This is a genomic window from Flavobacterium hydatis, from assembly GCF_000737695.1.
GTDB lineage: Bacteria > Bacteroidota > Bacteroidia > Flavobacteriales > Flavobacteriaceae > Flavobacterium > Flavobacterium hydatis.
Genome location: NZ_JPRM01000035.1, coordinates 42644 through 61068, shown reverse-complemented (window position 1 = coordinate 61068; position 18425 = coordinate 42644). Strand labels below are relative to the sequence as shown.

Sequence of the window (18425 nt, the reverse complement as noted above, 5' to 3'; positions counted from 1 at the left end):
GGAATATTAAAATCAAATTTACGCACGGTTCCTACCCGAAACAAGAATACCGGCAGCAATGTTTTATATGTTGGGATACGACAGGCGGTATCCGCAAAAGAGATCAATTAACCAATATAGAAGGAAGAATTGCAATTCACCTGGGTTATTACGCGAAAGGATCCACACAGGGATTGCAGCTGTCACACTGGAGAGGAGATTCAAACTGCACTGTAAATTTAAAAGTGGTTGAGTTTATCGGTCTGCCAGATGACTACGTAAACACGATAGAAAAAATTACAGCATACAAATTAAAACCTATTTAAGTTATAGATAATAAAATATGCCAAAACACTGTATCCATTTTTTTTCAAATTACCCTGTTTTATTTTTATTTATCATTTAATTGCTACAGTATCCGCCAGATCAGCCTGATTGATGAAAGCTTTTATGAAATCCTGCACTTCATCCCTACGCTCCACAGGCGTTTCAAATGAATAAATGTGAAATTCGTGATCCTTATCCAGAGTATGAATAATTTCAGTGTAGCCCTTAGAAATTAAACTTCCTTTTAATTTGATATATCCAGTTGCTGCTGAGTATTTAACTTCTTACTAACCTGCAGTTTAATTGCTGTTTCCATTTCTATTATATTTAAATTGTCAAATTATTAATTCCATGATAAAATTAGATAATTAATAAAATCAAAAATACATTTTAACACTTAGCTGCATCACATTTATCAATAATTACGCATCTGTTTTCTATTTGTATATTTATTATCTAACTAAAGGATATAATTAGTCTTCCTGATCTGACGCAAATTGATAAAAATCTTCTGAATTTATCAGAGCAATTACCGTTATCGCTTTCCAGTAATTATAACCAAACTTATTAAGATCCCTCTCCGCTTTCCCAATAATTACCTGCTTAATTTTCTCTTTGTCCAATTCATTTTTTATTGACAAAATAGAATTTATCAATTCCGTTATAATACTGTCACTGTTTTTACTAAATCGGCTTGGCAGATGCAGCCGTCCATAATGTGAGACAATCAAAGCAAATAATCCAGCATCCATTCCAAATCTGTTCTCGATCGTATAATTAATTTGAACTTCGTCTCCTACAATAACATTGGCAAATAAGTACTGCTCCTGTGGAAGGATATCCAGAAATAAATTAAGAAACAAGCCGATACCGCCTTGCTGCCATACGTAACTCTTATAACCATTACATTGTGTGCAGGAAGGAAACAAATTTTTCGGATTGACTGCAAATTCTGAAAATTCATCTTTAGGCAATATATGATCAAAGGAATTTATTTCATTAATTGTGCAGTTTTGACAAGTATTTAAAAGCCGGTCATTTTCATCGGTAGTTAATTTAAGCTGCAGTTTTTTAAAAACATTTGCTTTATAACTATATAATTTCAGCAGGTCCCCCTTAGTTGGATTTACATGTCCCAAAGCTCTCGCTGTCATCAATGACTGTGCAGCACAGCATTCGTCATATGCTGTATAGGCAAGAATCAGTCCCGGCCTGTAAGTTACTATTCGAGTGAGAAATTCAGGATCTGCAACGGAATTTCTACGCGCCGAAACAACCTCATCAAAGAATGAAATTGTATCTTCATTGTATGGTTTCAGGTTTCTCATTTTTCAATACTTTTAAGAAAAAGTCTTGCATTTAGGCTTAAGGGAATATCATCAGCTTCAACAATATCCAGGATTTCCTCAAAAGTATTGCCTTTTTCAACCAGTTTTTGAAGAATTTTCTTGTACTGCTTTGGAACCGACCTGTTTCCAAAAATTTCCTCTGTCAAGACCGTTAAGTTTTCTCCAAAAGTTTCATAAGACAGTTTGCGAACTGATGGGACTGAACCTTCTTTCTCAATTACATAAACATTTCTGGACAATAACTCCTGAATAACCAATGGCGAATGTGTAGCTATAATACAATAAGACTGAAATTTATTAACCAGCGCATAAATAGTGTTCATCAATTGCGATATGGCATTAGGATGAAGATGGGTTTCCGGTTCATCATAGAGTATAATGGAATCATATCTTATGTTTGCCACAATCTCGGTAATAATATAAAGCAGGATGCTTTGTCCTGAACTGAGCATTTTCCTTGCTTTTCCAAATCCCTCCAGGCTAACATCATAATCACCGCTTTCATCCAATACAATAAATAAATCCAGAATTTCCTGATCTAAGAAATTTTCAAGAATTTTAATCCATTGTATCATGCGCTCAAGGGTCTTTATACGTTTCCATGCAGAATGAAAACGCATAATCTGCTGCCGTTCTGAAAGCCGTTCTCCATTCTCATCTTTCAAACCACAGTATAAATAATTGAAACTCGATGTCTTCTTTGGTATCTCAAAAGTATCAAAAGCACTGTAGGAAACTGATATGACCTTGCTGAACAGAGGTGTTCTGGGCATAAATTTATTATCTGCCTTTTGCGAAATATCAAATGGCAGGGAAGTCATCAGCTGCGTTTTTCCCGTTCCATTTTTCCCAATCAGCGCATATATCCTATTGGCAAAGTCCTCATCGTTATCAAAGTTAAATTCAAGATCAACGCTGGTTTTTGAAAATTTAGGTTTAAAAGTGTATTTAAAACTATAGAGACTTGAAAGGTTATAGTCATAAATCCTGTACTTGGCTTCTCTTAACAGCTGTTCCGCCTGATCGAAACGGATTAGAGAATTCTTAAAAGTAAAATGTTTTTCAAATTTATCATTCACCTCAGGATAGAACGCAGCATCTTTCAAAGCCCAAAGCACACTCTCAAAATTTTTCCCTAAATGTAATTTCAACTTTTCGTAATATTCATACTCCTGTCCAAGGGAACAAAATCCTTGTGAAAGATTGGTAAAGCTGTCGCCTAAAACATCACGGGTCTCCTCTGTACCATTCATTATTTTTACATATCCAATCTTATGAAAAGTGGAGTCGCTCTGATAATAAAAAAGATAAAATTGGGTCATTCGCCTAAAGTCATTCCAGCCGTCATTGAACGCAAGGACAAACGAGGGAAATACTTCAGGTGTAATATGTGAATGAAATTTATCGTTATGACCGTCAGGCTCCCATTCCACAAAAAATGGTATATCATTTAATTTTATATCTGCTGGAATATCATCAGTGTCCGTTATTAATTTTATTTCGTAAATAGGAAAATCCCTCAGGTAATTTACAATAACAAACCTGTATTTCTCTTTCTCCAGATAAGGATTAATTACTAAATAGAACTTCATGATCTCATCCTCAGTCTGCCTTATATCAGGATGTAAAATCGTCTCTAAAAAAACTTTGAACTGCTTATCATCGGATAATAGATCCAATCTTTCTTCAAATAAATATTCAAAATTCCAATCATCATTATACACAATATGCTGCTGAATATCACCGAAAGCATCCTCAAATCGGCTGTCAGTCGAAGGCATAATGTCTAATTCCCAGATACGGGAAAGAAATGACATTATATTATCCGATTCCCCAAATGGATTATGCTGCTCAAGAATTTTCTTGAGTATTTCTCTTTTTAAGATTTTGCTTAGCTTCATTCGTTTTTTGAGTTTTACATCAGGTTCTTTTCTTGTTAAAGATAAAAATCTTTAGCATTTAAATTTATTGCTTTATCAGGAGCAATATCCTGTGGTAAACTTTTTCGCAGGCGGTCTAAAATTGAGTTAATGTTTAAAACTGCTTTCGCAGTGTCAGGATCATACAAAATATGAATCAGCTGATAGGAATAAAAGTTAAATTTATCCGACAAAAGATCGGACGCCTTAATATACCATTGGACAAAGCGGTGGTTGATATTTATTTTATCCCCTATTAATAGTTCTACCCTGTCCTCTTCAAATTTAAAAAATCGAAAAGGCCTAAAACGTCTTAATTCATTTGGTATCAGGGATTCTGCTATAGTTAATTTATACACTGTCATATGACCAACAGTCATTTTTTTTATGGAAATATAAACTTCAAAGTTTTGTTCTAAAATGTAAAGAACAAAATTATTAATAACATCATTTCTGTAGAAATAAGGATTTTCAAAAAAGTCGGAAGAAGTTTTAAGTAATTCCTTTATTTGAACTACTGATAATTTTTCCCGGCCAATTAAATATAAAGGTTCGTTGTCCCAATAATCTTTATTATTTTCATAAATTCCCGATTCCTTTATTATTCTGCGACTACTTATAATAGAGATACGATTACTGAAAAAATCATATAAATCATTATCATAATAAACAAATTTATTTAAATCTCTAAGGGCATACAATGCATTGAAAGACAGCTCAAATGTAACGTCCTTAATTTCGTTTCTTGAAACTGTTAAAGAAGGCAGCAATCGGTCCTGAAAATAAAGTATTCCGGAGTATACAGTTCGTCTGTCATAAGAATGCATTAGTATTGGCTCTCTGCCAAATATTGTATTTAAACTGAAAAAATCTCCCTGGTCGTGAATAGTTATACCATTATGGCTTAACTGGATTTTAGAAAAACTATATTCATATTCATTATTATACATAAGCCTGTTAGTTATCTTTTCAGGAACATTTAAGCTGGATATAATATCTATATCCCTATGCTCTATTGAGAGATCGGTCGACTTGCCATCTTTTATTACTGCTTTGCTGACCTTGATAACAAGCTCTTTTCCATTTGCGGCAATACTGAAAGTCGGCAGTGTTTTTAAGGAAATAATTTCTTCAATCTTTAGGTATATCATAACCAGCTGCCCCTTTAGATTAGGGTCCAGCGATTTTTCTCCAACATTTACTGCTGCGATTTCCAGCTGTAATGATTTTGGAAGCTTTAAATCGAATGTGGATTCAATATTATCTATAAAAGATTTTTCAACTTCTACAACATGGCTTTCTGTCCATGGGTCTTCAAGCAGCGCTTTCCATTCACCCCCAACGAGTTCGCCTTCGTACATGATCCTAATGGGGGAACAAAGCACATAGGATTCGATCTGCTTTTTAAAATCAAAACCATGGAATTCCATATTCCCTGTAATCCTTACTGCAATTGAGGTTCCTGCTTTTTTACGAAAACCCTTTTCAAAACCATTTTCTTTAGGCATTGGATTAGCAGTATGATGATCTTTACTGGACTGAAAAATAAAGTAGCCATTCTGCCCTTCCAAAGTTAACCTGTACGCATTTGCAGGTTCGCTTATGTGTTTTGTACTTATTTCAATTTTATCACTGATGATAAAACAGGAAAGCATACCAATGCCAAATCTGCTGATCGGAACAAAATCATTGTGAAAAGCCTGGTTTATTAAAAGTTTTTCAAGTTTAAATTTATCTGAATTATAATAAGACTCGCCCTTTTTCAGTAAGTGGTTGCTAATAATATCCTCTGTCATTCCCATTCCATAATCATCGATCCTGATCCAGTTGTATCCATCTGTATCAGTAAAATAGGATATTTCAATTTCATCTGCTGTAAATCGGGAATTTGAAATTTTCTCCTTAAACTCCCTGTGCCTGCTGGTATCAATAGAATTTTGCAGTAACTCTCGTAAAAAAATATACCGGTCATTATATAGTCCTTCTCCAGTTAGTAAGGTTAGGATTTTATCCTGAGACAAACTAAAATGATATTTTCCAGAGCGGAAATTAGTGCTTAAAATACAGGCCCTGTTGATACTGGATGGCAGTTTAAACTCATTCCATTTTTTGGAACAGAATCTTTTCAATTCATTGCAGTCAGCCAGTTCCATCTCTATAATATCTAGAAAATTTCTTATCTCTATTTCTACAGAAGGGTGCTTTGGCGCAGCTTTGAAAAGAACAGTTAATATATCTTCATTTCTTTGAAAGGTAAATCCTCCCGAGCTTAAATGTTTCTGCCATTCTGCTCTACTGACAGATTCGATGTTATTTTTAGGTTTGTCCAGACCAAGAAACTCGTATACACTTTTGGGGCTTCTTGTATTATCGAAGTCAAAAATATCTGCTAGACGAAGCAGTATAGAGCAGAAAACTAAATCACATTCTCCCAAAAAATCTGTAACAAATACATCATCATTATTTTTTATATCTTTTACCGATAAATTGTGGCTCTCGCAGACTTTGCCTAATTGTGTTTTAAAAGGAAGGTCATTCCATAAAAGCGGTAAATCAATATCCTCCTGATCCAAATACACCCATACCCTTTCAGCGTGCATTGTTCTGCAGTACCATTCAATTAATTCTCTGTCGGCTTTTTTGCCATTGGATTCATAACTCAATCTTGCTTTGGTATTCTGATCAAGGAACATTAAAAATTTTGGTTCACTTTCAACTGAATCCAATTCCTCTTCTGTAAATACCATCCCCAGGTCATGATAGAATGCTGAAAGGATCAAAACTGCACATTCCAGTGCTGAAACTTCACTTAATTCGGGTCCCAGCAGCTCGCCCATAAGATAAAGGATATTTCTCTGATGCTGGCCATTATGCAATGTATATGTTGGAAATGCGGTTGTGAAATAATTTAGTAGAGGAAGTACATGTTCAATATGTTTACTTACTAATATAACCTGCTCGCGATCTGCCGCAGTCTCAAAATGTTTCCACAATTTTAGACTAGTAAATCTTTCATCAACAGAGTTTCCCATTTTTTTATTAGATTAGATTTTTATGAAATTCAATCAGCACATCGATTCCTTACATCTCGAAATATGAAAGGCGCGTAATTATGCTATAAGATGTAAATATAATAATCTTGGAATTGTCATGAAATAAATATTATACCCCTTGTATTGTCAACAAATAAAATAATATTAGTAAATGTAATTTAGCACTATCAAATTGTATCTCAAAAAAATTAAATATTCCAGACAAATGAGTAAAATTGTTTCTTTCGTTTTTCAGCTTATCAATTTTTCCGCCTTGGCACAACATGCAGTCATAAATGAAAGCATAGTAATTGAAACTGTAAAAATATCAAATTTAGGTATAGACGGTTTATCATTCCTGCAATATGCATAGATCATGGCTTTTGGGGATTGACAGGGAGTGGATTGGATACCTTTTTTGCCACAAAAGTTAAGACAGTTTTTAAAGTTATTTGACCATTCTAAGTTTTGTGGCAGAATCGTGGCACATGCTGTTTTTTAAAACAAGAAATCCAGCAAAAAAAGGTCTAACAAGTTTAGGTTCGAAACTTTTAGAACATTATTTTCCTCGTCTAACAATGAGTAGATGCTTTTATATTAAAGATATATGATAAGTCGCAGTTTATGTTTCCTCCTTCCATTTTTGGGCAACTAGTCTGATGTCTTCAAATGATATTTCCTGATTTCGTGATACAGGATTTAGATCTTCGTATGTAAAATCATCTGCAGTTATAATTTCATCTAAAGCCTCCACCTCAGCGTTTAAAAGATCCATGTCTTCAAATTCTCTCTCTCCATCTCCTTCACTTTCATCCTCCTCGATAAAGCTGCTTATGTAAAAGTTAACTTTTTTGGGTTCGCCCCATATTTCCTTTTGCTGGAAACGATGAGCTTTTCTTTTATAGCTTGTTTTTATATTTAGACGGTAAATGCTGAATTTAGTCCTCTTTATCTGAGCCTGCCAGAACTCTTTTGATCCGGGACTGGAATGCTGCCCGTCTGACAGAACGTGATAGTCATATTCATAAACTAAAATTTCAAATAAATACGTCAGAAATCCTCTATGCTCAAGTTTTGAATAGGTCCCTGTTATTTCAAAATATTCTATATCATTATAGTTCGTAAAATTACCGTTAACACATGAAAGTAAGTCTCTTTGGTTTTTGTCTATAAGTTTAAAAGACAGACCGTCTGTTGAAACTCTTATGGCTTCATACATCCTTGAAGGTATTCTCGTGGGAATAAAGTCTTCAAAAAATTTACCGTGAGACTGCTGAAGAATATAATCAATCTCTATCTCTTCGGATTTAACTACTGTTGGCATTGAACTTCTGTATCTATTTACAATAATCTGACCGAATTCCTTAACCTCCTTCACTAGATCATATATAATTCTTACAATACTAATCAAAAAAAATCAAACTTACGTATATTGCCTGATTGATATTTAATATTAATCAAAACAGCTGATTACGTCAAACATCGCCATTATTGAAAACCTAAATAGCAGCTCCGAATCGAGGCTTAAAAAAACAAATTAAAACAGACACTGCTCTTTTGAAATAAGAAGTTACTTATTTTTTAGACTTTCAGCTTAAACAATTTCAAAAAAATCCCGAGTGCGATCTTTCGCGGCTCGGGAGTCAAATACTAGTGTTTGAATTCGTGAGGCTGCCGAAGCAGAACAGTCTGTAATCCACTTGCAAACAAACCTTGTCTGCGACCCATCCTGATCTTGATTTATTAATCCCAATACCTCCTATGGGAGATGCAAATGTATGGAAATAAAAGCAATGATACTCATGCTTTTTTGTTCTAAAACCTTCTGTATTTGAAGTAAATTAAATAGCCGCCGACTCAATATCGAAGGGACTGCAGAATCACCTTAGAAAATAAATGAGTTTTTTTACGATAAATATTTTAAATTTGATTTATGGAAGTAAAGAAAATACCAAATAATTTAAATATTTCAAAATTAGATTTATCGAATTCAAACTTAAAAGAAGTCCCACATGAGATATTTAAATTAAAGAATCTTCGAACACTGAATCTCAGTGGTAACTTAATTAAGGATATCCCCAAGGAAATTTCAGAATTAAAAAAACTTGAAGTTTTAGATATCTCAAATAATAAAATTTCTAATTTCTTTGCTAAGCTCTGTGAACTAAGAAAGCTCCACACTTTAAATTTAAATAATAACCAGATTAAAACTGTGCCGCGTCAGGTTTTAAAGCTGCAGCACTTGAGAAAAATATTTTTAGCAGGTAATAAACTTAAGACTTTGCCAGATGAATTTTCTAAATTAAATAGTTTAGTCTCAATAAATCTGTCAAAAAATCTATTCTCCGAATTACCCGAGCCCCTCATGGCATTAGTAAATCTGAAACATCTATGGATATGCCAGCTTCCATTAAAAAATGCAATGCTAAGTACACTTTATGTCAACCTAAAAAACCTGCAGGGCATATATGCGTACAGTCCAATTTTAGACAGAACAATGCTGGATCACAATTATTTGGCACTTACAATAATAAAAGGAAACTCTTTAAGAACTTTTCAACAGATAGGCGATACAAACGATATCAGCCGATTAATAAATTCATTGCCTTTAATAAAAAATGATAAAAACAAAACAATTCCAGTAAACATGAATAAAACCTCAAAAACCAGCATTTTTATAAGTTACAGTCATAAGGATAAAATATGGCTAGAAAAGGTACAGACTCATATAAAAGTACTTAAACATCAGACAGAATTTGATTTTGAAGTTTGGGATGACAATAAGATAGCAGCTGGAGATAAATGGAAGGATGAAATTACCAAAGCATTAAACAGAGCAAAAGTTGCAATCTTAATTGTTTCCACAGATTTTCTGGCCTCAGATTTTATTCAAGGAAAAGAGATCCCAGAATTGCTGAATAATGCAAATGAAAACGGTACTATACTTCTTTCGATAATTGTCCGTCCCTGCAGATTTTCAAACCAGATTGGAATAAGCGATTTACAGGCCGTTAATGCACCGTCAGAAGCTCTTTCCGGGTTATCTGAACATGAACAGGAAAAAGTTTTGCTCAAGCTGACCGAGAGAATAGAGCAGTTAATTCAATAAAATTGAGACCTTCCACCACAAAACCCAATATAAGTAATTCTTCCATTCCCTGTCACCTCGTTTATAAGGTTTCAACATATTTAATCATTTTGTGTAATAAAAAAAAGCGTACTTTTAGTATTGAATCAGTTGAATCATTATAACCTAAAATTAAACGGATAAATTACAGTGAAAATTTCAAGATTTATAAAAACAGTGAAAATTTTTGTGGCAGAATCGTAGCACAGCAGAAAGAAAATATTAGAAATGCAGTATAAAAGCGAGATATGACGGTTTTGTTCGAATCCCTCTTTATCTGAAAGTATATAATTTTGATGGTTTTACTTTATTTGCCCTAATTATTTCTGCAGCAAACATTTTAGCTTTGTCTAGCATATCTCTTCTGTCATAGATATGGACGCTTGAAGAATTACTTCTCTTGGATGGGTGAGTAACATAGCTTATAATCATCTCAGGAACATTTAATAAAGATAAATTACTAACAAAAGAGCTTCTTAAATTGTGAGTACTGAATAAGTTACTGTTTTCGACTTCAATAGATTTAAGTATATTTCTGATGTTGATATTAAGATTAGCGAGACTAATGTTTGAAAAATCGGGAAAAGTACCATTATTTTTTTGAATGATTTTTAGTGCTGTGGAAAATAAGGGAGTATAGCATTCTGTTCCTGTTTTAGCTTGGATAGTGTGTATGTAGTAGAAAATGTTTTTATTTTCATCACATATTTGAATTGTTCTACCTTTTGCTTCCTGCATTGATTGGAGGCGCATACCAGTTTGGCTGGCTATTAGGATATAGTTTTTAACTAGTTCCAAATGTTTTGATGTGGGTATGTATTCTATTACTTTTAGGATTTCCTCTTCTTTAAGAAACGCTTCAGTTTTTGCAGATTTATTTCTTGTAGAAGCATTAATTAAATTTTTGTCTGATAGATCTAATGGGATTCTTATGTCTAGTTTTTTAGCAGCTTTGCAAAGTAGTATAAAATATGTTTGGTATGCTTTTAATGTGTTCGCTGCAAGTGCTTCTTTTGGCTCTAGTTTGTAACTATTTACTAAAATTTTGCCAGTTCTAATATTATTTAATACTTCCCAAATTTCTCGATATAGCGTTTCATTGATTTTATCAAATGTTAGTTTAATCTTTTTTACTTCTTCGTAACGTTTTATTATCGGAATAAGATTTCTAAAAGAGTTAATAGTGGCTTCTTTGACTTCATCTTTGCGTGCACTACCAACAAGGTTTTCTAAATAACTAATATGGTCGCTAAGAAAGTTTAGTATTATAAAATTTTCTTCTGGTTTTCTTTTATCTCTCCCACTAATTAGAAGAAGATAATTTTTGACTTCTTCTGGACTTGGTTCTTCATTTTTAAAATGAGACGCAGTAGCTATTATATTTGATTCAAAATCGGATAGCCTAATTCTTAACAGTTTATTGCGTTTCTCATATGTTTTAATTGTCTGTAAGTCATAAACATAATTTCGAACACCTCTTTTTTCTCGGATTACACCAAAATATTTTGGTAAAATTGTTACTTCTAAAGAGTATTGAAATTTTTTGTAGCTAATTTTTCCGTCTACTTTATTTACAAAGGAACCACTGACCTCAGCGAGCACCAATTCAGGGCTAGTCCGACGCTCAAGTACTTGACTTTTAGCTTTCAATTTATAACGATAAGTAATTGCTTTCATGATAATCAAAGATACATTAAAAATTTAATAGGTCTCTAATTAGGTCTCTAATTTTGTGGTATTAAATGAAAAAAAATGATATATTTTGATTGTTTTGTTTTTTGTAAATCTTTGTGAAGTCTTTTAAATGCTGGAAAAGTGCCATTATTGCTGAATTCTTATTTTTAGAATAATCCTTTCTATAGATAAGTAATTTATGGTGTTTTTTAGTGCTTTATATCAGTCTTTTGTGTATGTTAAAATTATGAGGCCTTTAATTAAGTTTCTAATTTTAAATAGGAATCAAAACGACGGTGTGAAGATAGCTTTTTGAAGCAAACAAAAAAAGGAGGTTTTGAACTATCTTTTTTGTTGGATTTTGGGTAATTATCTGACCTTGTGTCTTTTCTGCTTTTTAGATGGTTTTAAGATTTTATTTCTATCTAATTATGCGTCGAGTTAACTTTTAGGTTTAGTCTTGGATGAAATTGTTATTGGCGTTTTTTTGTTTATTAATTTCATAACTTTATATCTTGTTGATACAGCAGAATTACTAATTTGTATCGATTGTCTGGAAAAGGTTAAATAACATATAAATATCAATATGGATCAATCGCAAAACGTTACTGATTACCCAAACAATAACACTATTTTCATGGTTTGGAATTTTAAAAACCAGGTAGATATAAAATCTACATTCGAGAAACTTTGTTCTTTGGTAAGTAATTTAAATAATTCTTACACAATAAGAATTCCAAATGGACGAAGCAGTTGTGTAATGGGGGTGGGGCATGATGCATGGATAAGACTTGGTTTACCAACACCTTTACCAAAGGAATTGGTTAATTTTGAGTCTATAATAGGAGGTAAACATACAGCAAAGGCTACTGGTGGAGATCTTCATTTTCATTTAAGAGCCCAAAATGTGGCTATTTGTTTTGATATGGCTATGGCTATTTCAAATGTTTTAGAATCTGTTGCAGAATGTCAGGAAGAAGTTCATGGATTTAGGTATTGGGATGGCCGTTCTATTATTGGTTTTGTCGATGGTACTGAAAATCCGATAGGAGATGAAAGAGAATTTTTTGCTGTTGTAGGCGATGAGGATTCTGCCTATAAAGGAGGGAGTTATTTATTTGTTCAAAAATATTTCCATAATATGAAAAATTGGGAAAACTTATCGACAGAAGATCAGGAGAAAGTAATTGGTAGATCTAAAATGAATGATATTGAAATGGATGATGATGTAAAACCTACAAACTCTCATAGCGCTCTTACTGCTATAACGGATGATGATGGTAATGAACTTAAGATTGTAAGAGATAATATGCCTTTTGGGAATCCATCTAAGGGTGAAGTTGGGACTTACTTTATTTCTTATGCTAGTAAATTTAGCACTACCAGAAAAATGTTAGAAAATATGTTCATCGGGAATCCACAGGGAAATTATGATAGAATTTTGGATTTTAGTACAACAGAAACAGGCACATTATTTTTTGTACCAACTTTAGATTTATTAGACCAATATTCTGGTGATTCTGATTCTTAAGTTTTGGATCACTTTTTTTGAATTAAATAACAAAAGATAGCTTTAGGCTATCTTTTTTGCTGGGTTTTGCTTAAATATTTCTTTTGAAGTATTGAAAAATTTCTTCTCATTATTGTGTGTAATTTAGTTGTATATAAAAAAGCAACCCAGCTACGAGTTGCTTTTTTTTTATGATTCGAATTGTGTTTTATTGTTGCAGGTGCAGAAAGAATTTCCGCACTATCGTCGAGTGATATATCTGAGCCATCTGGTTCATTGTAATCAGGTAATCGGGAAAAAATGTCAACACCTCCATCCCCCATAATTAGAAAATAATTTTCTGACTTTGAAAAACCTAAATATTTATTTCCCTCATAACTATTTTGCTGCAATTCTAAAAAATATTTTTTTCCATTCCTATAATTTAAGAGGCTAGGCACCTTGATATTCCAAGCAATATCAAAAACTTCTATCTTCCATGTATTATCTTTTGCTAATAAATTTCCACCTCCACCTCTTAATCCAAAAATAGATACAGTTTCAGACTTACTTTGAACAAAATAAGTCAGATTATCATCAGATATATTTTTTTTAAATGAATCCTCATAATCACTAAATATAATATTCTTTTTAAGAATATCATAAATAAAAATTCCATCTAAATTAATTACAAAAATATTATCATCTGAAAACCATCCAATTGCTATTATTCCACTTAGGCGAATAGGCGAATGGTATTCCCATTCAGCTGCTTTGTCAACTAAATTTTGGTCTGATATCTCATTAAATACGCAGCCTTCATATTTGTTTTTTAACTCTCGTAATCTCATAATTAGGGGTTTATAACTCTACCAATGCCAGGAACTAAAGTGTTAACTGTTTGAAAATCAATTGCAATACTTTGTAGTCTATTTTCTTTAAATTTATCATCACAAAGACTGACATTTTAGGTTTAAAGCATTTAGATATTCCAAATTCCAGTTTTGGCAATTTCGAGTGCATAGGTAGTAAAATCTTTTGGTTTTCTGCCAAGGACTTTTTCAATATCATTGGTGACACTTGAATTTCTTCCGTCGAGTACTTGCTCAAAAAGATAATTTACTAACCAAATATAATCTTCGGGTAATTGGTATTCTTTTAGCATTTGATTGTATTGTTCTAAAGTCAACGCTTGAAAAATAATGTTTCTGTTTGTTGCTTTGGCAATTTCGGCGACAGCCTGCTCAAATGTTAGTAGTTGTGGGCCTGTAAGTTCATAGGTTTGTCCGTTGTGGATATCATGCAAAAGTGATTCGACTACAACATCGGCAATGTCATCTGCATCTGTAAATGGTTCTAGTGTTTCGGCTCTTGGTAAGGCTACAACTCCTGAGAGAATAGGTTCTAGAAAGAAGCTTTCGCTAAAGTTTTGATTAAACCAACTTGCTCTTACAATTGTCCAATGTTTGGCAGTAGCTTTTACAATTTCTTCGCAAATTTGTGCTTCTTTTTCGCCTCTGCCAGATAATAACACCATTTTTTGTACGCCATTTTGTACTGCAAATTTGGTAAATCTTCTAATTGTATCTTCTGCTGAGGGAATGGCTAAATCCGGCTGAAAAGTAATATAAACGGAATTTATATCTTTGATAACCGCTGCCCATGATTCAGGATTTTCCCAATCGAAAGGTGTTTTTTCGTTTCTTGAACCTAATCGAACTTCTACATCGGTTACTTTTTTTAATCTTTCGACTACTCTGCGACCTGTTTTTCCAGTTGCACCAAGTACTAAAATTTTCTTTGTGTCCATGTCAATATTTTTTAAGTGAATACAGATACAAAGGTGTTTGTATTATGGCTAAATCATTTGTCTTAAAAGAATTAAGATTTGTTTGGAAAGAATTGTTGGTTTATTTTAATTCTTTAAAAACGGTTCCCATGATTTTTAATCCTTCAGTAAGTTCTTCTTTGTTTAAGGAACCATAACCAAGTCTGATAGAATTATATGGTTGGTTGTCCAGATAAAAACTGTTTGGAGGTACAATTTGAACTCCTTTTTGTTCCAATAGTGCAATATATTGGATGAGGTTTATTTGCTCATTAAATTTTATCCAAAAAGCTAATCCTCCAGCTGGTTTATTAAAAGTAATGGCGTCTCCAAAATTCTCACGCAAACAAGATTCCATTACATCACGTCTTTCTTTGTAAATCGCTACGACTTTGCGGGCATGTCTTTTTATGGTTCCGTCTTCCATTAATTCGGCTATGGCGTGTTCCAGAATAGTATCTCCTTGGCGGTCGATTTGTACACGTAAATTTACTAGAGATTCCATAAAAGCAGCTGGTCCAGTTACGTAACCTACACGTATTGCTGGCGCTAAAAGTTTGCTTAACGAACTAATATAAATAACATTATCTGATTTTTCGTTACTAGCCAATGCGAGGTTATTTCCTGCGCCAAAATGGTATTCGTGGTCGTAATCATCTTCGATTATGGCAAAATTATATTTTAAGGATAGTTCTAATAATTGTATTCTTCGTCCCGCTTTCATGGTAATTGTAGTGGGAAATTGATGATGTGGCGTAACGTATACTGCTTTTATTTTTGTCTTACGGCATAATTGTTCAAGTGCGTCAACATTGATTCCGTCTTTGTCTATTTCGACTGTTTTTATGTTAGCTCCTGTTTCGCGGAATATCTTTTGTACGGCATAATATCCAGGATTTTCGACTACTACTGTATCGCCAGATTTTATAAGAACTTTGGCAACAAGATATATTGCCATCTGGCTTCCTCGGGTTACACATATTGTATCTGGTTTTACGTTAAGTCCTCTATCTCTAGAAAGCATTACGGAGAGCATTTCCCGGAGTTTATAATCTCCTTTTTCGCTGCTATACCCTAGTAATCCCCATTTTCCTTTGCGCTGAAAGATACGTTTGTATGCTCTCGATAACTCGTTAAGTGGGACAAGTCGTGTGTCTGGACCTCCTTCATTAAAAACAATACGACTTCCTTCGAGGGCATGGTCGGTAAGGTAAAAAGGATTGTAATGTATATGTTCAAAAGTACTTGCTTTTTGTGAAGGGTTGGTTTGGTGTTTTTTTATCAGGGGGAGGTTCTGGGAAATATAGGTTCCAGATTTGTGTTTGCTCTCTAGCCAGCCTTCTTCTATAAGTGCTTCGTAGGCAAAAACAACTGTTTTTCGATTTACTCCAATATCTTCGGCTAGAACTCTGCTTCCCGGTAATGGTGTTCCTCTTTCTAGTCTTCCTTTAATAATTTCTTTTCGGATTACTTCGCTTATTTGTTCTACCAAGGTTTGGTCGGAATTAAATGAAATATTAAAAATAGTCTTCCAGGTTCTTAGCATCGGTTCTTTTATTTATTAAAAAAAGGAATGTTCTTTTGGTTCAAAATTAGCCTTTTTATGATTATTTCGTAATTATATCTGGACCTATTTATTTGTAAAAACTGGATTAATTAATTACTCCTGTAATAAATGATATTTGCTCTTTTATAAATCATTAATAAAATTTTAAATTATGAAACACATTGAAATTGCTACGTTAGATCATTTGGATGAATTTGCAGAATTGTTTAATAGTTATCGTGTTTTTTATAGACAAGAATCGAATGTCGAAATAGGGAAGGCTTTCCTAAAAGACAGAATCAGTAAAAATGAAACGACTACTTTTTTAATTAAAGCTGATGGTAAATTTGTTGGTTTTGCACAATTGTATTCCTTATTTCATTATAAGGCATTGCAACGACAATGGTTGTTAAGCGATTTATTTGTAGCACCCGATTTTAGAGGTCGAGGTTTTTCTAAGGATTTAATTGATAGATGCAAGCAATTTTGTGATGAAACGGATGCTTGTGGTTTGTTATTAGAAACTGAAAAGACAAACGAAATTGGTAATATTTTATATCCTAAATGTGGTTTCGAATTAGATCAGGATCATAACTATTATAATTGGTGGAAGAATGCTTAATAAATGTAGTATAGAATAATCTAATATAACTTGTAATTATAAAAAGAGCTGTCTCAGAATAACTGGAGCAGCTCTTTTTGCTTTTGCTTAAATTTGAGAGGTTGAAATTTTTCTTAAATAAAATAAAAAGGCATTGTAACATAATAGGCTTAACCTCGTCATACTGAAATAACTAAAGTGTTTAATATGAGTGCAAAAGAAATTAATACAGGCGGATTTGAAGATTTCAAAGTAAATGTAAGAATCAAACTTTCGGCTTTATGGGCATCGGTTATGTTTTGTTATATATATGGGGATTATTTTTCTCTTTATGTTCCTAACAAAATTCAGGGTTTTGTAAGTGGTGATAATATACTTGACAACCCCGTAAAATTGTTTGCTGCAACGATACTAATGGTAATCCCGTCTTTGATGATTTTTTTGTCGATACTATTAAAACCTAAGTTAGCTAGGTTACTTAATATAATTTTCGGAATTATATATACTGCTATTATGTTATTAATTGCTGCGACTACAATTGCTCCGTGGTGGGCTTTTTATGTGTTTTTGGCTTTGGTAGAAAGTGTTATTACCATATTGATTGTTTGGCAGGCGTATAAATGGCCTAGGCAATTATGATTTGGAGGATAACGATAATCATTAATTAAGATAAATAAGGAAATAATGGAAAATCAAATAAAAGCTTCGAATAAGGAGATGGCTAGAATTGCAGGTTTATTATATCTCGTTGTTGTTGTAACCGGAATTATTAGCTTGGCTTATATTCCGTCAAAATTGATTGTTTGGGATAATGCTGCGACTACTTTTAATAACATTGTAAATTCTCAATTTCTTTTTAGGCTTGGTATTGTAAGTGGTTTGATATGTTATACTTTCTTTATATTTCTTCCTCTTGCTTTGTATCGATTGCTTAAACCTGTTAATAAGGCTTATGCTCAAGCTATGGTTATTCTGGCAGTTATAAGTGTACCAATATCTTTTGTAAATATGCTTAATAAGTTTGCTGTTCTTTCGCTTGTTAGCGACGCTAGTCTTCAGAAAGTGTATACAAATGACCAGTTGCAAAATCAGGTAATGTTTTATCTAAATCAATATGATTATGGAAATTTAATCGTTCAGATTTTCTGGGGATTATGGTTGTTTCCTTTTGGGTATTTGGTTTTTAAATCGGGATTTTTACCTAAGATTTTAGGCTTTTTTTTGATGTTGGGTTGCTTTAGTTACTTGATAAACTTTTTGGGTTTTTCTTTATTGTCTAATTATGCTGAGTTTGGGGTTTCTTCTATGGTAAGATTACCAGCAAGTATTGGGGAAATTGGAACTTGTTTGTGGTTATTGATTATGGGGGCAAAGAATAAAGCGGTAGTTAATTAGTAAAATGATTTAAGACTTTTGACTAACGATTTTTGATTTCAGAAGGATATAACCTTATAATGTTGATTGTTCTAGCCCAGATAGAAACGGCATCCTTTTCTTTGTTTCTTTAACAAAGAAAAGATAGAGTGGATAGCTGGAAATAGCTCCTTAAAATGA

General features: G+C 33.0%; 13 protein-coding genes. 5 read left to right on the top strand and 8 right to left on the bottom strand.

The features are described from left to right. Window positions 1–779 precede the first annotated feature (779 nt). From IW20_RS18920 to IW20_RS18905, 4 genes are all read right to left on the bottom strand, one after another. Complete coding sequence (locus IW20_RS18920) at window positions 780–1634, bottom strand: HNH endonuclease (RefSeq protein ID WP_051885969.1); 855 nt, start codon at window positions 1632–1634, stop codon at window positions 780–782. Next, complete coding sequence (locus IW20_RS18915; protein WP_035626039.1) at window positions 1631–3556, bottom strand: AbiJ-related protein; 1926 nt, start codon at window positions 3554–3556, stop codon at window positions 1631–1633. The genes IW20_RS18920 and IW20_RS18915 overlap by 4 nt, the downstream gene beginning before the upstream one ends. 35 nt (window positions 3557–3591) lie before the next feature. Further along, window positions 3592–6606: an HD domain-containing protein gene (locus IW20_RS18910; RefSeq protein WP_035626037.1), complete on the bottom strand. Its 3015-nt coding sequence runs from the start codon at window positions 6604–6606 to the stop codon at window positions 3592–3594. Window positions 6607–7228: 622 nt separating this feature from the next. Further along, window positions 7229–8017 (bottom strand): hypothetical protein, encoded by a 789-nt coding sequence (locus tag IW20_RS18905; protein ID WP_035626035.1) that lies wholly within the window; start codon window positions 8015–8017, stop codon window positions 7229–7231. Between the two features lie 522 nt (window positions 8018–8539). Between IW20_RS18905 and IW20_RS25540 the strand changes: the two genes are divergently transcribed. Continuing rightward, complete coding sequence (locus IW20_RS25540) at window positions 8540–9715, top strand: leucine-rich repeat domain-containing protein (protein ID WP_051885967.1); 1176 nt, start codon at window positions 8540–8542, stop codon at window positions 9713–9715. 291 nt (window positions 9716–10006) lie between these two features. Here IW20_RS25540 and IW20_RS18890 read toward each other — a convergent pair whose 3' ends face one another. Continuing rightward, the gene (locus tag IW20_RS18890) at window positions 10007–11410 is read right to left on the bottom strand and encodes a site-specific integrase (RefSeq protein WP_035626032.1); all 1404 of its coding nucleotides are present in this window, start codon (window positions 11408–11410) and stop codon (window positions 10007–10009) included. Window positions 11411–11993: 583 nt separating this feature from the next. Here IW20_RS18890 and IW20_RS18885 point away from each other — a divergent pair. Continuing rightward, window positions 11994–12938, top strand: coding sequence for a Dyp-type peroxidase (locus IW20_RS18885; RefSeq protein ID WP_035626030.1), 945 nt, complete (start codon window positions 11994–11996; stop codon window positions 12936–12938). A gap of 47 nt (window positions 12939–12985) precedes the next feature. On the opposite strand, the gene IW20_RS18880 is transcribed toward IW20_RS18885, so the two are convergent. The 3 genes from IW20_RS18880 to pdxR all read right to left on the bottom strand — a co-directional run bounded on the left by IW20_RS18880 (window position 12986) and on the right by pdxR (window position 16270). After that, window positions 12986–13747 carry a hypothetical protein gene (locus tag IW20_RS18880; RefSeq protein WP_035626027.1) on the bottom strand — a complete coding sequence of 254 codons (762 nt, stop codon included), beginning with the start codon at window positions 13745–13747 and terminating at the stop codon, window positions 12986–12988. A 131-nt stretch (window positions 13748–13878) separates the two neighbouring features. Next, window positions 13879–14706, bottom strand: coding sequence for an NAD(P)H-binding protein (locus IW20_RS18875; protein WP_035626023.1), 828 nt, complete (start codon window positions 14704–14706; stop codon window positions 13879–13881). Between the two features lie 100 nt (window positions 14707–14806). Then, complete coding sequence (gene pdxR, locus IW20_RS18870) at window positions 14807–16270, bottom strand: MocR-like pyridoxine biosynthesis transcription factor PdxR (protein WP_035626021.1); 1464 nt, start codon at window positions 16268–16270, stop codon at window positions 14807–14809. A gap of 172 nt (window positions 16271–16442) precedes the next feature. Here pdxR and IW20_RS18865 point away from each other — a divergent pair, with 172 nt between their 5' ends. From IW20_RS18865 to IW20_RS18855, 3 genes are all read left to right on the top strand, one after another. Next, entirely contained in the window at window positions 16443–16892 is a 450-nt protein-coding gene (locus IW20_RS18865; RefSeq protein ID WP_035626019.1) for a GNAT family N-acetyltransferase, read from the top strand. A gap of 186 nt (window positions 16893–17078) precedes the next feature. After that, on the top strand, window positions 17079–17510 hold the full coding sequence (locus tag IW20_RS18860; protein WP_035626017.1) for a DUF6326 family protein: 432 nt from the start codon (window positions 17079–17081) through the stop codon (window positions 17508–17510). Between the two features lie 45 nt (window positions 17511–17555). Further along, window positions 17556–18266 carry a DUF4386 domain-containing protein gene (locus IW20_RS18855; protein ID WP_035626014.1) on the top strand — a complete coding sequence of 237 codons (711 nt, stop codon included), beginning with the start codon at window positions 17556–17558 and terminating at the stop codon, window positions 18264–18266. The last annotated feature ends 159 nt before the right edge of the window (window positions 18267–18425 follow it).

What these genes read in the sequence shown, in the direction of transcription:
- IW20_RS18920 (WP_051885969.1), bottom strand. Translation starts at nt 1,634, where the DNA reads ATGAGAAACCTGAAACCATACAATGAAGATACAATTTCATTCTTTGAT.
- IW20_RS18915 (WP_035626039.1), bottom strand. Translation starts at nt 3,556, where the DNA reads ATGAAGCTAAGCAAAATCTTAAAAAGAGAAATACTCAAGAAAATTCTT.
- IW20_RS18910 (WP_035626037.1), bottom strand. Translation starts at nt 6,606, where the DNA reads ATGGGAAACTCTGTTGATGAAAGATTTACTAGTCTAAAATTGTGGAAA.
- IW20_RS25540 (WP_051885967.1), top strand. Translation starts at nt 8,540, where the DNA reads ATGGAAGTAAAGAAAATACCAAATAATTTAAATATTTCAAAATTAGAT.
- IW20_RS18890 (WP_035626032.1), bottom strand. Translation starts at nt 11,410, where the DNA reads ATGAAAGCAATTACTTATCGTTATAAATTGAAAGCTAAAAGTCAAGTA.
- IW20_RS18885 (WP_035626030.1), top strand. Translation starts at nt 11,994, where the DNA reads ATGGATCAATCGCAAAACGTTACTGATTACCCAAACAATAACACTATT.
- IW20_RS18880 (WP_035626027.1), bottom strand. Translation starts at nt 13,747, where the DNA reads ATGAGATTACGAGAGTTAAAAAACAAATATGAAGGCTGCGTATTTAAT.
- IW20_RS18875 (WP_035626023.1), bottom strand. Translation starts at nt 14,706, where the DNA reads ATGGACACAAAGAAAATTTTAGTACTTGGTGCAACTGGAAAAACAGGT.
- pdxR (WP_035626021.1), bottom strand. Translation starts at nt 16,270, where the DNA reads ATGCTAAGAACCTGGAAGACTATTTTTAATATTTCATTTAATTCCGAC.
- IW20_RS18865 (WP_035626019.1), top strand. Translation starts at nt 16,443, where the DNA reads ATGAAACACATTGAAATTGCTACGTTAGATCATTTGGATGAATTTGCA.
- IW20_RS18860 (WP_035626017.1), top strand. Translation starts at nt 17,079, where the DNA reads ATGAGTGCAAAAGAAATTAATACAGGCGGATTTGAAGATTTCAAAGTA.
- IW20_RS18855 (WP_035626014.1), top strand. Translation starts at nt 17,556, where the DNA reads ATGGAAAATCAAATAAAAGCTTCGAATAAGGAGATGGCTAGAATTGCA.